General features: G+C 55.1%; 10 protein-coding genes. 8 read left to right on the top strand and 2 right to left on the bottom strand.

The window, feature by feature from the left end:
- Window positions 1-28 precede the first annotated feature (28 nt).
- The 6 genes from J9777_RS08020 to J9777_RS08045 all read left to right on the top strand — a co-directional run bounded on the left by J9777_RS08020 (window position 29) and on the right by J9777_RS08045 (window position 7,032).
- A complete protein-coding gene (locus J9777_RS08020; RefSeq protein ID WP_245228542.1) occupies window positions 29-1,213 on the top strand; it encodes an acyl-CoA dehydrogenase in 1,185 nt (394 codons plus the stop codon).
- Entirely contained in the window at window positions 1,213-1,866 is a 654-nt protein-coding gene (gene maiA / locus J9777_RS08025; protein ID WP_209348195.1) for a maleylacetoacetate isomerase, read from the top strand. The genes J9777_RS08020 and maiA overlap by 1 nt, the downstream gene beginning before the upstream one ends.
- A gap of 3 nt (window positions 1,867-1,869) precedes the next feature.
- On the top strand, window positions 1,870-2,880 hold the full coding sequence (locus J9777_RS08030) for a fumarylacetoacetate hydrolase family protein (RefSeq protein ID WP_209348196.1): 1,011 nt from the start codon (window positions 1,870-1,872) through the stop codon (window positions 2,878-2,880).
- Between the two features lie 142 nt (window positions 2,881-3,022).
- Complete coding sequence (locus tag J9777_RS08035) at window positions 3,023-4,282, top strand: dicarboxylate/amino acid:cation symporter (RefSeq protein WP_209348197.1); 1,260 nt, start codon at window positions 3,023-3,025, stop codon at window positions 4,280-4,282.
- Window positions 4,283-4,297: 15 nt separating this feature from the next.
- Complete coding sequence (locus J9777_RS08040) at window positions 4,298-5,686, top strand: dienelactone hydrolase family protein (RefSeq protein WP_209348198.1); 1,389 nt, start codon at window positions 4,298-4,300, stop codon at window positions 5,684-5,686.
- Between the two features lie 194 nt (window positions 5,687-5,880).
- Window positions 5,881-7,032 carry a DUF547 domain-containing protein gene (locus tag J9777_RS08045; RefSeq protein WP_245228543.1) on the top strand — a complete coding sequence of 384 codons (1,152 nt, stop codon included), beginning with the start codon at window positions 5,881-5,883 and terminating at the stop codon, window positions 7,030-7,032.
- 222 nt (window positions 7,033-7,254) lie between these two features.
- Here J9777_RS08045 and J9777_RS08050 read toward each other — a convergent pair whose 3' ends face one another.
- The gene (locus J9777_RS08050; protein ID WP_209348199.1) at window positions 7,255-9,252 is read right to left on the bottom strand and encodes a prolyl oligopeptidase family serine peptidase; all 1,998 of its coding nucleotides are present in this window, start codon (window positions 9,250-9,252) and stop codon (window positions 7,255-7,257) included.
- 116 nt (window positions 9,253-9,368) lie between these two features.
- Window positions 9,369-12,743 carry a TonB-dependent receptor gene (locus J9777_RS08055; RefSeq protein ID WP_209348200.1) on the bottom strand — a complete coding sequence of 1,125 codons (3,375 nt, stop codon included), beginning with the start codon at window positions 12,741-12,743 and terminating at the stop codon, window positions 9,369-9,371.
- Between the two features lie 312 nt (window positions 12,744-13,055).
- On the opposite strand from J9777_RS08055, the gene J9777_RS08060 reads away from it, so the two are divergent.
- Window positions 13,056-13,742, top strand: coding sequence for a hypothetical protein (locus J9777_RS08060; RefSeq protein WP_209348201.1), 687 nt, complete (start codon window positions 13,056-13,058; stop codon window positions 13,740-13,742).
- Window positions 13,660-15,216 (top strand): DNA polymerase Y family protein, encoded by a 1,557-nt coding sequence (locus tag J9777_RS08065; protein ID WP_209348202.1) that lies wholly within the window; start codon window positions 13,660-13,662, stop codon window positions 15,214-15,216. The genes J9777_RS08060 and J9777_RS08065 overlap by 83 nt, the downstream gene beginning before the upstream one ends.
- Window position 15,217: the final 1 nt, after the last annotated feature.

Below are 15,217 nucleotides of genomic sequence, written 5' to 3' on the forward strand. Positions count from 1 at the left end.
GGACGGAAAACTAGTTTCAGGAGTAACTATGGCTGGCATGGTGCCATTTAACTGGGAAGATCCGTTCAATCTGGAATCCCAGCTGACCGAAGACGAACGCATGATCCGCGATGCCGCGCATGGTTTCGCGCAAAGCGAATTGCAGCCGCGCGTTCAAGAGGCCTATCGCAACGAAACCAGCGCTCCCGAACTGTTCCCGCTTATGGGTCAGGCTGGCTTGCTGGGCGCGACCGTTCCCGAGCAATATGGCGGCGCAGATGCAAGCTATGTCGCTTATGGACTGATTGCCCGTGAAATTGAGCGTGTAGACTCTGGCTACCGCTCGATGGCATCAGTTCAATCCAGCCTCGTGATGTATCCTATCCAAGCCTACGGTTCGGAGGAGCAGCGACAAAAGTACCTGCCCGGCCTAGCATCGGGCGAATTGATCGGTTGCTTCGGCCTGACCGAACCTGACGCCGGTTCCGACCCCGGGTCCATGCGGACATACGCGAAGAAAGACGGCGACGGCTATTCGCTGTCGGGCGCGAAGACATGGATTTCGAACTCTCCCTTCGCTGATGTGTTCGTTGTGTGGGCAAAGAGCGAAGCGCATGGTGATGGCATTCGCGGCTTTGTGCTGGAGAAAGGCATGGAAGGCCTCTCCGCGCCGAAGATTGAAGGCAAGCTTTCGCTCCGCGCATCGACCACCGGCATGATCATGATGGACGAGGTCAAACTGCCTGCAAGTGCGCTTTTACCCGACGTGCAGGGCTTGAAAGGCCCATTCGGCTGCCTCAACCGCGCCCGCTACGGCATCAGCTGGGGCAGTATGGGTGCGGCAGAATTCTGCCTCCACGCCGCGCGCCAATATGGCCTTGATCGAAAGCAGTTCGGTCGCCCTCTCGCCAATACGCAGCTCTACCAAAAGAAACTCGCCGATATGATGAGCGATATTGGTTTGGGCCTACAAGCATCGCTGCAAGTCGGCCGTTTGATGGACAAGGGTGAGTTCGCGCCGGAAATGATTAGCATCGTCAAACGCAACAATGTCGGCAAAGCGCTCGATATCGCTCGCCAGGCCCGCGACATGCATGGCGGCAACGGCATCAGTGACGAATATCAAGTGATCCGCCATATGGTGAACCTCGAAACGGTGAACACTTATGAAGGCACGCACGATGTCCACGCGCTGATCCTTGGCCGCGCAATCACCGGGCTCGCTGCATTCTGATGAAGCTTCATGGATATTATCGCAGCTCCACCAGCTATCGCCTGCGCATTGCGCTGGAGCTGAAAGGACTCGATTACGAGAATGTGCCAGTCAATCTGCTTGAAGGCGAGCAGAAGGGTGAAGCTTTCTCGAGCCGCAATCCATTTGCGACTGTCCCTATGCTGGAGGCCGGTGGCCGCGACCGTGCGCAGAGCATGGCATTGATCGAATGGCTGGATGAGGCCTATCCCGATGCGCCGTTGATGCCCTCTTCAGCAGAAGATCGTTATACCGCACGCGAACTCACCTACGCGATTGCAACCGAATTGCACGCGCCTCTCAACCTACCAGTGCTGAAATTTCTCAAAGAGGAATATGGGAAGTCGCAGGACGAGGTTGGCGAATGGTATCGCCATTGGCTCGCAAAGACACTCGTTCCGGTCGAGGCGCGCTTGGCGCAGCTGGGTACCGGAGATTTCCTGTTCGATGGCCCGGGCATCCTTGAGGTCGTTCTTCTGCCGCAGCTCTATAATGCGCGGCGGTTCGATTATGATCTTCGGAACAGCCCGCATATGACACGCATTGAAACAGCATGCCTCGCTCTTGCGTCATTCCAGCGCGCGCACCCTGATAATCAACCCGACAATCCCGAGATTGGCCCAGAGAAAGTATAATCCATGAAACTTGCAACGCTAAAAGACGGTACCCGCGACGGCAAGCTGGTAGTCGTGTCAAAGGATATCACGCGCTATTGCGCCGCGGATAACATCGCCCCGACAATGCAATACGCGCTCGACAATTGGGACGAGGTCTCGCCCAATCTGGAAGCGCTATACCGCGATGTTGAGCATCAGACTGTACCGTGTGAGCGCTTCCATGAAAATGACGCACATTCGCCGCTTCCCCGCGCCTATCAATGGGCCGATGGCAGCGCTTACATCAACCACGTCGAGCTGGTCCGCAAAGCACGCAATTCCGAAGTTCCAGAGAGTTTCTATTTCGACCCGCTAATGTACCAAGGAGGCAGCGACACATTCCTCGCACCGCGTGACGACATTCCTTTGGGCGACACAGCTTGGGGCTGCGACATGGAAGGCGAAGTCGCGGTCATTACCAATGATGTACCGATGGGCGTATCCGCAGAGGACGCCGCCGAACATATCAAACTGGTGATGCTGGTGAATGATGTATCGCTGCGCGGTCTGATTCCGGGTGAGTTGGCGAAAGGCTTCGGCTTCTTCCAGTCCAAACCCTCCAGTGCATTTTCTCCGGTAGCAATCACACCTGACGAGTTGGGTGACGCATGGCAGGACAGCCTGATCCATCTTCCGCTGTTAGTCGATTACAATCGCGAGCCCTTCGGCCGTGCCGAAGCAGGCGTCGACGCCACATTCAACCTAGCCCAGTTGGTCGCTCACGCCGCTAAGACTCGCAATCTCGCGGCCGGAGCGATTGTCGGCTCGGGTACCGTCTCCAACAAAGGCGGAGATGGCGGCCCTGGCAAACCAGTAAGCGAAGGCGGCGCAGGCTATAGCTGCATCGCCGAAATCCGGATGATCGAAACGATTTATGATGGCGGGGCCAAAACCCGCTTTATGCAGCCAGGCGATACGGTGAAGATCGAGATGAAGGACAAGGACGGCCACACCATCTTCGGCGCGATCAAGCAGGAAGTTGTGCAGGCCTAACCCCACAGTTCCCCTGTCTGAACCAAGGTCTATGGGGCTAAATCCAAAACCCGTTTGACTGCCGCCACGCTTTCGCGGATGGTCCTCGTTTACAGAGGCGGGAGGGCCGCCCTTTTGACAGTTATTTGTTCAGGGATCTGCGATGTTTAAAGCTTGGTTTTCCATTCCCCTTTGGCAACGCGTTATAGGGGCGCTGATACTCGGTATAATTGTCGGCTGGGCATGGGGCCCAGAGGCAGAGAGCATCAAGATTATTGGCGACATTTTCGTCGCCTTCATCAAAATGCTGGTCGTTCCGCTAATCTTCTTCAGCTTGGTTGCTGGCGTTGCTTCTATCGGCGACATCCGCAAATTGGGTAGCGTCGGCTGGCGGGCCCTGCTGATCTTCGTGGTCACTGGACAGATGGCGGTTTGGCTGGGTTTGGGTCTCGGAACGCTGACGCAGCCGGGTTCGGGCGTTGATACCAGTGTGATCGAGATGGATCAGTCGCGGCTGGAAAGAGCGCAGGACGCACAAGACAACGCCAAATCGCTATCCGAGATGGTTCTTGAGATCGTTCCCTCCAGTCCGGTCCAGGTCATGGCAGACGTCAACGTTCTGCCGCTGATCGTGTTCTCTCTGTTGCTAGGCATCGGGATATTGATGGCAAAGGAGGAGGGCGAACCGGTCTTAAAGATATTCGAGTCCGGATCGGTGGTGATGCAGAAGGTCACGATGGTGGTGATGGAACTAACCCCATTCGGTGTTTTCGCACTTATGGCGTGGGTCGCAGGCACACTGGGTTTTGACGCACTTCAAGCACTCGGGATTTTGGTCCTGCTGAACTATCTGGGCTGCTTCCTAATCATCGGCTTGATCTACGCAAGCATGATTAAATTCGTTGCGAAGCTGCCAGTCATAGACTTCTTCCGCGGCATCATTGATGCAATTGCGGTCAGCTATTCCACCGCCAGTTCCAACGCGACTTTGCCGGTGACACTGCGCTGCGCACGTCGCAATCTGGGTGTCAGCAATTCCGTGGCAAGCTTCGTGATCTCATTAGGCGCGACGATCAACATGAACGGCACGGCGATGTATCTGGGGCTGGCGACCTTGTTCGGTGCACAAATATTTGGTGTCGATCTGACATGGGGTGATTATTTCCTGATCTCAGTCTTGGGTACGCTGGGCGCAATCGGCGCGGCCGGCATTCCGGGATCAGGTCTCATCATGATGGCGCTCGTGTTTGGCGCAGTCGATGTTCCGCTTGAGACAATTGCACTTGTTGCCGGTGTGGACCGGATCATGGACATGATGCGCACCACAACCAATGTCAGCGGCGATGCTGCTGTCGCGACAACCGTGGCTTCGCTCACAGGCGAGCTCGATCGTGAAGAAATGATCAGCGCTGACGACGTCTAACCGAGGGCAAAGTATATGAAAAAACGTCACATCGCGCTGGGTATCATCGGCGTTCTGGCCGCTGGTGCAGCGGCAACTGCCTATGTTGTCTCGCCGACAATCCATGCAGGCGAAAGCGGCGAGACGCCCGAATTGGGTCGCACTGGCGACTATGCAGTTGGCACCTTCGTAAAGGACTATGCGCTGCCTGATCGCACACAGATCGGCGGGATGAGCATGGTGACCGGCGGCCTCAACGAGAGTGAACGCACGCTGTCGGTTCGTTTCTGGTATCCATCTGAAACTGACACTGCGAGCGAAACAGTCATATACACTCATGTGATGAAGCCTCAGGGACAAGACCCCGTTGAAGTGTCCACCAACGGTATCGCCCGCGATGGGACTGCTCCAATTACCGGTGAGAAATTCCCGCTGGTCATCATGTCGCATGGCTATCGCGGATGGCGCGAACAGTTCAGCAATCTTGGCGAACACCTCGCGTCGCACGGCTATGTTGTAGCGTCGATCAATCATGCGGATATGCCCGCTGATGGGCTTGCTTCACTGGCGATTTCGTTCGGCAATGTGCTGGTCGACCGAACACAAGATCAGCGGCAAGTGCTGAGTGCGATCCAAGAGCAGGTCGACGCAGGCCAAGACGCACGCTTTGCCTTGATCGACACGGGTAAGACCGGCCTAATCGGCTATTCGATGGGCGGTTATGGCGCACTCGCGACTGCTGGCGCACCCTACCAGTTCGCCAATGATCCCATGTCCAATATTCCAGCAGATTCGCAGAGGAAGCTGACCGAAGTTTCTGAAAAGGCAGCACCAATAGATGCGCTGGTGACCTTCGCACCATGGGGCGGACAGCCAGACAATCGCGCCTGGACGACCGAGGCGCTTGCCAAAATTGAAGCTCCTGTGCTCGTGGTCTCGGGCAATCAGGATGATGTCGTCAATTTCGATCAGGGCGTTACGTGGCTGTTCAACAACCTCACCGGCGCCGATCGCCATATGCTGGTATTCCGCGAGGCGCGGCACAACATCGTCGGCAACGATTTCCAAACCTCTACCGATACGGGATTTCAAGCGCTTGAGTTCGTCAAGGAACCCGTCTGGCGCAGCGACCGCTTGAACGGCATCAACCAGCATTTCGTAACGGCATTCCTTGATCTGCACTTAAAAGATGACGCAGACAAAGCCAGCTATCTCAATGTCCCAACCATCGACTCCAATGGTAGCACTTGGGATGTCGCCTTCCGCGAACAGCTCAATGGTGAGTTCGCCGGACCAAAGCAGGATCAGCATTGGCGCGGTTTTCAACGTCGCTGGGCCCTGGGGCTGGAAATGCATCGTGCCGTAAAGGGCACCAACGGTATACGCACGGAGCAGACCGGTGCAGAATCGACGAACGGCAAATAACATCCGACAGGTGCACTCGATTGATGCCGGCTCGTTACTACATAAAATAGGCAGGAAACATCTTCGTTCTTGGGGCGTTAGTGGAGGCAACATGACTTGCGTGTCCGACCATGAGCCAAAGATCAGGTGTCGTTCAGGCTAGTTTGGTACGCGTACAGCGCAAAAATTGGGAAACTGTGGGGTTCGATAGAATTATGACCAAGACAATTTTCACAACCGTCAGCCTCGCCGCTTTAATGTGCGCAGGAACCAGCCTCTCAGCTCAAGCTACTGATAGCGCACCAGCGACCGCGCAGGCTCCAGCAGGGTTTGAGCAATTTCAACCGAAGCAAAATCGTGTGAGAACCAAGATCGATTATACGATCTGGGACGAAGCACTTAGTGCGCTCGTAGTCCGCATGGGGAAATCCATTCGCGAAGGTGCCCCTCGGCCGACCGCCAATGTCGGCACACGGCGCATCTATGGTCATGATTCACGATTGCGGCTCGAAGGAAACCGGGTTGGCTTCTCCTTCTTCAGCGACGAGATCACGCAATCAATCGTCGATTATCGCAAGGATCTAGAGGATACCGCCAATGCGGTTGATATCTCTACACTGAGTAAGAACGAACAACTCGCATTTTGGATGAACCTCCACAATGTCGCAATTATAGAGCAGATTGCTGTCGAATATCCGCTGAGCCAGCCTTCGAAGATGAAGATCGGCGATACCGGACTTCCTCTCGACGAGGCCCCCTTTATCACTGTGCGCGGTGTAAAGATGAGCCCAAAGGATATCCGGACAAAAATCGTCTATCCGAATTGGAAAGACCCGAAGGTCATTTATGGTTTCTTCCGCGGTGACATTGGTGGTCCGTCGATCCAGCGCGAAGCATACAGCGCGACCAATCTGAATCAGTTGCTTGATCGATCAGCGAAAGAGTTCATCAACTCGCTTCGCGGCACGGAAAAGTCGGGTAAGACCATGAAAGTCTCCGATATTTTTGCCGAAGCGCAGCCATTCTTCTTCCGGAATTGGGCGGTTGATCTGAGAAATCACTACAGCAAGTATGCTGAGGAAGACGTGCAAGAGATCCTAGCTAAAACGACTGACGTTGAAGCCGCTCTGTATGAGACCGACATTGCAGACTTATCTAACGGCGAACGTGATCCCGAATACGCTTATAAGAGCCCTGATCCCGGGCAAGGCAAGCGTGCCATCGGTATTCCTGCCGCAATTCAGCGCCTGATGGTCGAGCGCCAGCAAAAAATCGACAAGATCATAAAACGCGGAGACCGCCAAGGTACCGTAACCTTCGTCGATATCGACTTGGATGGTGATGGTGAGCCGGTCGAAGTCGAATAACGAGTTCAGGCTCTAGGCTGCCTACAGCATTCATTCGCACGCTGAACCCAGCGTGCAAATAGGCTTTTACTCGTCTGAGTGAACGTAGCTGAGTTGCTACGACATCATGATTTGATTGACCGATAAAGCATCTGTTCGCGCTTTTATCACCTAACGCGCACAAACAAAAAGGGCGGCGGCATCTTCCCATGCCACCGCCCTTACTTTTGTAGTTCTTGAAGATTACAGGCCGTCAGGTCCGCAATCATTCGCCAAGAAGTCCAGCATTTTCGTGTAGAACGCCTCTTGGTGGTTATACATCAGCGTCCGCGAGAAGTGGTCAGCACCTTCCAGCGTAAGATACTGCGCCGACTTACCGGCTTGTTCCATAGCCTTCTTGTAGTCCTTGAAGTTGAAGTACATCACGCGTGCGTCAACATCACCATGCACCATCAGCAGCGGAATATTCGCTTTTGCAACTTCCTTGATGGGGTTGATGCCGATAGTTCCGCGGCGCTTGCCCCAATCATCCAGAGCTTTCGGCGTGTTGGAACCACGGCGGTTGAGATAAACTTTCTCTGGGTCAGCAACCGCTGCGCCAGCGATAGCACACTGATAGATGTTATCTTCACGCGACGTCGCGACCAGAGCGGCGTAGCCACCGTAGGACCAGCCAAACATTGCAATACGATCAGGATCAACGAGACCTTGCTCTACCAGATAGAGCGCACCATCATCCTTATCGTCCTGCATTTTCAGACCATGCTCACCATAGCCCGCGTCAAAGTGCTCTTTGCCCCAGCCCACTGATATACGATACTGGGGTTGGAGCACCATGTAGCCGGCGTTAGCCAGCAATTGGCCCCACTCGTCATAAGCAATGACTTCGTTCACGTGAGGGCCGCCATGGGGCAGTACCACCAGTGGGAATGGACCTTCACCCTTCGGTTTAGTCACATAAGCAGGGATAGTCTTACCATCGCGAGCGGGATAACGGATGTATTCGACTTCCGATAGCTCCGCCTGCTTAACCAACGGGTTGCGGCTACCCAGCTTCGCCATTTTTTCGCCTTGGACTAGCCAATACGAACCCGGATCCTGGGGACCGCGGTTCGTGACGATCATGGTTTCGCCATCGCGCGAACGGCTACCAATGCTAATCTGGTGCGAGTAAGGGATTTCGCGCTCGAGATTCTCGAACAGCTGTTTCTCTTCCATATCGAACCAGTGACGCTCATACTTTTCGCCAGGATAGATTGCAGCAACGAGCTTGTCGTTGCCGGCCCATGACATCGAGTGGGTTTGAATGCCCATCACATCCGCATCAGGGTTCGAATAAATCTTCTCGCCGATCTGACCGGTGGTGAAGTCGAACTCATAGAGCCCCGCTTTGTCTTCACCGCGATTGTCGATGACATAACCTTTGGTCGGGTCTTCCTCGCTGACACCGGCGAAACCATAGACCCCGCCCAACACTCGGTAGAGGTTCTCGTGGTCGTCAAGATCATAGCGTTCGCCATACTCTTTCCATGACCCATCACCGACAGCCCGGTAATAATAAACAAGCTCATTGGTGCTTGCATCGAGACCGGATGTAAAACGTGGGTTGCCATCATTGTCGAAACCGGCGTTGCGGTACTTCTCGCTACCCTTCAGGACCAGCTTGCGCGAACCGGTGCGCAGGTTGAAACGATAATAAGATGTAGGACGAAACGCTGCAAAAGGATCGACACCAAGGCCGTCGCCCACAGGGTTTCCGCTTGCCACCAAAACTTCATCTGGATCATTTGGCAGGTTGTTGACGATGTTAAAGTTGTCAGAGACTTGCGTGAACTTGTTCGTATCCAGATTATACGCATAGGTTACGTAATTGCGAACGTCCTGCTCTGGACGCTTAACCGACTTGCGGCGAACCTGCCAAGCAGTACCGAAAATGTAGTTATCGCTTACCCAGCGTGCGCTGATAATCTCGGACGGATCAGCATTCAGACGCCGAAGCGGCTTGGAGAGGTTCGCGGTTTCGTAAATCTCCATCACATATTCGGTCTCTGCTCCTTCAAGCTTGAGAACGAGCAAGTGCTTGCCGTCGGGAGATACCTGAACCGTGCTCATCATATCGCGAAGCGACCATGCCTCCACCGGTACGGTGGGCGCTGGTTTCGTTTGAGCAGTAACCGTGCTTCCGGTGATCGACATAGCGCCGACCGCTGCAGCCATAAGGGATGCCTTAAAAATTCTCATTATGCGACTCTCTCAATTTCCAATTTCCAAACTACGTGGTGCAATAACACAAAAAGCGGCCTCATACCAAATGTATGAGACCGCTTTTCGCTTAGTTCAATCGAAGTGATCCGAGCTTAGAAGCTCTTGTTGATCGAGAAGAAGAATTCCCGACCATCAAGGTCATAGCCGTTACCAATTGGAGTGTTCGAGATTGCGAACACCTCGTTGCTGTCAACCAACGGTGGAGCTGTATCGAACAGGTTGGTGATACCAGCACGGATCGTCATGGTCGAATTCGGACGGTAACGCAGTGCCACGGTGTGCACGTAGTAGTCGTCAGCGAAACCAATATCGCGGCAGGTGATACCATCACCGGCAACGTTGGCGGTGCCTGCACCGGTACATGTGTCACCCAGGAACCCGGTTCCTTGGTTGCCGAAGGCATCATCGAATGGATCGATACCATCAGCTTGTTGCTCAACCGAACCGATGAAGCGTGTCTGCCAGGTGAACTGGACGTCCTCGACTTCAGCGGTGAAGGTTGCACGACCGGTCCAGCTTGGGAAGCCGAACTCACCAGCATCTTCATCAAAGCTACTAACACCATTATCATCGATAAAGATGTTGCTCCGCTCGATCAGGTGGTTTGCGCGAATGTCCAAGCCGAGATCAACCAGCGTGCCGAACATCGGAACTTCTTTGCCGAAGAAGGCATTGACGTCGATACCACGGACAGATTCAGAATTCAGGTTAATGAAGCCCGAATCGATATCCGAGATCAAGAAACGCGATGCCGGAGCGGCGCCCGTCGTGATCCGGTCGCAGAACTGACTGCGAATACCATCATCCCGTGTGAAGCAATCATTGATGATGAATTGCGACGAAGGCGTGATAATCGCGCCTTTGATCTTGATGTCGTAGTAGTTGAAGTTGATGTTGACGTCATAGCCGTCGCCGAAAGTCTCTTCGAACGCGAAACCAGCTGTGATCGACCGTGAGGTTTCTTCATCAAGGGTAAGACTACCGCCCGATGTCGCTTCAGCGCTTACTTGCTGAATGGTGTTCAGACCTTGCTGATCGATACCAACAGTCGTTGGATCACGGCCTTCACGAATACAGTTCGCAAGCGTTGTTGGATCGCGAGTATCCGTTGCCGCATTGTAAACATTGTTCACAAACGCCGCATCGGGAACCGCGCAAGGATCGAAGATCGTCGGGAAGCCAGACTGGCCAGCCAGGAAGTTCTCACGAAGGTTCGGCGCACGGAACGACGTACCATAGGTGGCTTTGAACAACAGCGAGCTGATCGGACGCCAACCGGCTTTCACCGAGTAGGTTCCAGCGGTGCCGTAGAACTGCTCGTCAGTCAGACGACCGGCCAAGTTGATGTTCAATTCTTCCACCCAAGGCTTACCAGCCTGAAGCGGAATATCGAGCTCGCCGTAGATTTCCTTGATGTCTTTGCTACCAACAGCACCGCGGTCGGCGAAGAAGCCGAAGAGGAGGCCGTTCGACGCTTCAACCGAAGGTGTCGAGTTGATCCGGTCCTTGCGGTATTCAACACCGAGCACCGCACCGACTGGGCCAGCAGGCAGTTCGAACAAATTACCTGTAACGAAGCCGTTGATCAGGATCTGCTCATATGTCGTGTCGAAATTACGGAAGCCGAACAAGTAATCCCGCTCCGCCTGTGAAGCGAAGTCACCGATCGTCGAACCCAAAACGCTAGGAGCGAACAGATTCACCGGCACACAACCTGTTGTCAGGTCGGGAAGAGCCGCACCTGGATTCGCGAGCGTAGTCGCATCACAAGGCGTGTTACCACCGAAGAAGTCGACGTTATTGTCGTAATCATCGGCAATGCCATCACCGTTGTTATCGATTACGCCATCACCGTCGAAATCAGCGGTCGGATCGATACCGATCGCAAATGCCAATTTGTCTTCACGGATACCTTGACGGATCGACTTACCTTCTGACCGCGAATAAGTACCTGCGACCTCGAAGGTCCAGCTTGGCGAAATGAATGGCAAATCGCCTTTCACACCAAGTGTACCGCGATACTGTTCTTGCGTAATATTCACATTGTTCCGATCACCTTGGATGGTGAAAATCGGAGACACTGGCAGCAGGAACCCGGTCGACAGACCACCTGCCACACCGAGAGACGCACGCAGCGTGTTCTCAGCTGCGCGGCAATCTACGCCGTCTGGGTTGCCAACAAAGTTACAAGGGTTGAACGGGTTCGCACCCGGAACCGATGGGAAAATTTGCGGCGTACCGGTGTTAGCCAAGAAAATCTCGGCGCGTGTGTAGTTTGCCTCGAAGAACGGCGTGATGTTCGCATCACCAGGGAAGACATACTCACCATAGGCCATCACGTTGTACAGCTTTTGCTCACTGATAAACGTCTGGTCGAGGTTTGCCGCGTTGTTGTTCACATTCTGGAAGTCAACATCACGAATGCCGTCATTGTTCAAGTCCAGATCGATACCGAATGCAGTATTCTCACTGAAGCCCGGGATGCCGGTGTTACCGCCACCTGGGTTACCAAAGTCGGTTGGATCGAAGTAGATCGAACCCAAGTTGGTGAAGCCGTTGAAGATACGGCCAGAAATGCCGGAAATCTTACAAGGGCTTTCGGAGATCGAAACGCCAGGTGTCCGGTTCTGAACAACTGCGTTGCTGCGAACGTCGACCGTACGAATCGAGCCATCATCGCCAAGCTCGTAGTGCGTGTCACACCCTTGAAGGAAGCCACGATCACGAAGCTGCACTTCGTCGCGGAACTGATATTCAGCGCCGATACCGAAGAAAGCACGGTCGGTATTGAAGCCGTATGCACCAGAGATCGTGTAGTCTTCACCAGCACCTTGCGGGTTGATGTTACCACTCGCGAAAAGCTCTGGACCGTCAAAGTCTTTACGCAGAACGATGTTAACAACACCGGCAACCGCGTCCGAACCATAAACCGACGAAGCACCGTCAGTCAGAATGTCATAACGATCAACCAGCGATGCAGGGATCAGGTTGATGGAAGGGTTAGCCGGAGCACCTTCAACACCCGCCGGCGCCAGACGGCGGCCATTCAGCAGGAGAAGTGTACGGTCAGCACCGAGGCCGCGAAGGTTGATGGTTTGCGAACCAGGACCGTTGTCGAGAACGAAACCCTGGAAGGTCGCGTCAATTTGTTGACCGGCAGCAGACTCAGAACGCTGCAACAGCGCAGCGGCGTCGAATTGGCCGGTATCCTGCGCAGCTTCGGTTGTCAGAACCTGAAGCGGGGAGATGCTCGAATATGTGTCACGCTTAATACGCGAACCCGTAACAACGATCGGATCGTCACTACCTTGGCCAGCCGCGCCAGTATCGGCAACGTCAACCTGCTCTTCGTCCTCAGTTGCCTCAGGATCAGTATCCTGCGCCATTGCTGGCGCGGACAAAACCATCGCCATTGCTGAGACAGAGCATGCAAGGCCCTTCAGCGTGTTCTCTTGAAACTTTTTCATAATTACTCCGGTTGCGACTTTTAGCGACATTCGAGCGTTTGACACTCCATTACCTGCTAGTGATTCTCATCGTTTTCTAACGTTGGTAATGGCTTATCGGAGACCCCCAGTCCCTAGATGGTCGGATATCTGCAATAGGCGGCATAGCTTGTCAAAGCGGTTCACATGAGATTCACACTTTTCAACCTGCTGTTGCGTTAATCACACAGTCATATCCGGCAGGTTCGATGCAATCGTATGCCCCGAGGATCGGAAAAGCAGCATTGCAGCGATCTTGAAAAAGGAACATAAGAAGAACATAGTGATTCTCTTATGGTTGAAACTCTGTGCCGATTCCGTGCTGCCTCTCTCCCAACGCTTCCGCGTTCGTTGAATGCATTCAAGCCTGCTGCGCCCACGCTGCAAGAACTGTTCGCCGCCCCCGGCGATGCAGCTGTAAGCGGCTGGGCGCTGGCACAGATCAAGCCGCAAGGGGATGGACCACTCTATTGGGTGCAGGAAGCGCGCACGCTCAGGGATATGGGCCGCGTCTTCGCTCACGGCCTGCCGCCTGTACTCCGCAGGCCGATCCTGCATGTCGTCACGCGCAATGCAAAAGACGCGCTGTGGGCGATGGAGGAAGGGCTGAAATGCTCCTCTCTCAGCGGAGTGATCGGGGAATTGCACGGCGATCCGCAAGCGCTCGACTTCACTGCGACGCGGCGCTTAGCAGTGGCCGCAGAGCGATATGGCGTCCCCGCTTTTCTGGTTCGCACAAACGGGCAGGCCGATCTCAGCGGAGCACGCAGGCGTTGGCGGGTCGAAAGCCGTCCATCATTGCCGCACCTATACGATCCGAAAGCTCCTGGCCCCTCCGTTTGGTCGCTCGACCTGTTCCGCGCGCGCGATATGCAGCCCGGACAATGGGACGCCGCTTATGATCGGGCGGCGCATCATCTCAATCTGGTTCCCGCAAATGGCGATGGAGCGGTGGCGCAAAGCACATCTCGATACGGATGACGCTCAACCCTTCGCATTGGTGAACGAGGGGCCACACGGCGTTATATTGGGCGCGGTAAATGATGCAGCGCGCGATGGCGGGGCAAAACCTAGCCAGCGGCTGACCGATGCACGTGCTATCTGCCCATCCCTCGCGATCGACTTCGGCGATCAAGCAGGTGATGCACGGCAGCTCACCCGGCTGGCCCGCTGGGCACAGCGCTGGAGCCCATGGAGCGCTGTCGATGGTGTAGATGGCTTGCTGCTCGACACCACCGGTTCAGACCATTGCTTTGGCGGTGAGGCAGCGATGCTGGAAGATATGCGGACCAGCTTTGGTGCGCTTGGCTTTACGGCGCGGATCGCAGCAGCTCCAACGATAGGTGCGGCTTGGGCACTAGCACATTATGGCAAAGGGAACTTGGCCTCGACCGAGCCTAGCACGCTGAAAAGAATATTGGCGCAGCTACCAATCGAAAGTCTCCGGATTGATGACAAGGCCGCGCTGCTGCTGCGCCGCCTCGGTCTCAAAACAATCGGATCGCTCGCCGATATACCGACGACTGCCCTCGCCCGGCGTTTCCGCAAGCATGGGAACCAGCTCGCCAATCCATTGCAGCGACTGCAGCAGGCACTCGGGAACACGCCAGAAGTCGTCGAGCCACTCGCTCCAAAGACAATCTACCGCGCTACGCAGCGTGTGGTTGAGCCGGTGCAATATGTTGCCATTGTCGAGCCAATCCTAGCCGATCTTGCCAGCCGTCTCTGTAGCGATCTGGAGAGCGCCCAGCGCGGATTGCGGCGGGTGCGTTTCGAAGCGTTTCGGGTGGATGGCCATATCGCACAATTGCAGGTCGAAACCGCCGCACCGGTGCGCGCGCCCGATCATATTGTGCGACTGTTTACAGAGAAGCTGGAGAGGCTCGATGCCGGTTTCGGCTTCGATACATTTGCCCTCACCGCGCTGTGGCATGAAGCAATGGATGCACACCAGAAAGGGCTAGAGGAGGATGAAGTCGAGGGCATCACCTTGCCTCATCTCCTCGACCGGCTTCGCGCGCGACTGGGGCACGGTAGCATTGCCTTACCTACGCCCTATGCCAGCCATATTCCCGAACGCTCGCTCGTGCGCAGCAGCGGGCAGGACGGCATTCCGTCATTGTCTTGCGCACCCAGCCCTACACAAGCGGCTACCACACAAGAACGCCCCATCCGCCTGTTCGATTATCCCGAGCCTGTTACCGTAATCTATGCCACGCCCGATGGCCCGCCCCGCCGGTTCCGGTGGCGGCGCAGGCTTCACGATGTCGCCAAAGCACAAGGGCCTGAACGCATCGCACCCGAATGGTGGCGGGAAAAATCCACTGTGCGTTTGCGCGATTATTATAAGGTCGAGGATCAGGCAGGCCGCCGCTTTTGGATGTACCGGAATGGTGTGATCGATGACGGGCGCGGCGCTCCGCCCGATTGGTTCATGCATGGGCTATTCGCGTAGC

The organism is Pontixanthobacter sp. CEM42, from assembly GCF_017812015.1.
Classification (GTDB): domain Bacteria; phylum Pseudomonadota; class Alphaproteobacteria; order Sphingomonadales; family Sphingomonadaceae; genus Pontixanthobacter.

Coding starts and splice junctions, on each gene's coding strand:
- J9777_RS08020 (WP_245228542.1), top strand. CDS start 29: ATGGCTGGCATGGTGCCATTTAACTGGGAAGATCCGTTCAATCTGGAA.
- maiA (WP_209348195.1), top strand. CDS start 1,213: ATGAAGCTTCATGGATATTATCGCAGCTCCACCAGCTATCGCCTGCGC.
- J9777_RS08035 (WP_209348197.1), top strand. CDS start 3,023: ATGTTTAAAGCTTGGTTTTCCATTCCCCTTTGGCAACGCGTTATAGGG.
- J9777_RS08065 (WP_209348202.1), top strand. CDS start 13,660: ATGATCGGGCGGCGCATCATCTCAATCTGGTTCCCGCAAATGGCGATG.
- J9777_RS08045 (WP_245228543.1), top strand. CDS start 5,881: ATGACCAAGACAATTTTCACAACCGTCAGCCTCGCCGCTTTAATGTGC.
- J9777_RS08050 (WP_209348199.1), bottom strand. CDS start 9,252: ATGAGAATTTTTAAGGCATCCCTTATGGCTGCAGCGGTCGGCGCTATG.
- J9777_RS08060 (WP_209348201.1), top strand. CDS start 13,056: ATGGTTGAAACTCTGTGCCGATTCCGTGCTGCCTCTCTCCCAACGCTT.
- J9777_RS08055 (WP_209348200.1), bottom strand. CDS start 12,743: ATGAAAAAGTTTCAAGAGAACACGCTGAAGGGCCTTGCATGCTCTGTC.
- J9777_RS08030 (WP_209348196.1), top strand. CDS start 1,870: ATGAAACTTGCAACGCTAAAAGACGGTACCCGCGACGGCAAGCTGGTA.
- J9777_RS08040 (WP_209348198.1), top strand. CDS start 4,298: ATGAAAAAACGTCACATCGCGCTGGGTATCATCGGCGTTCTGGCCGCT.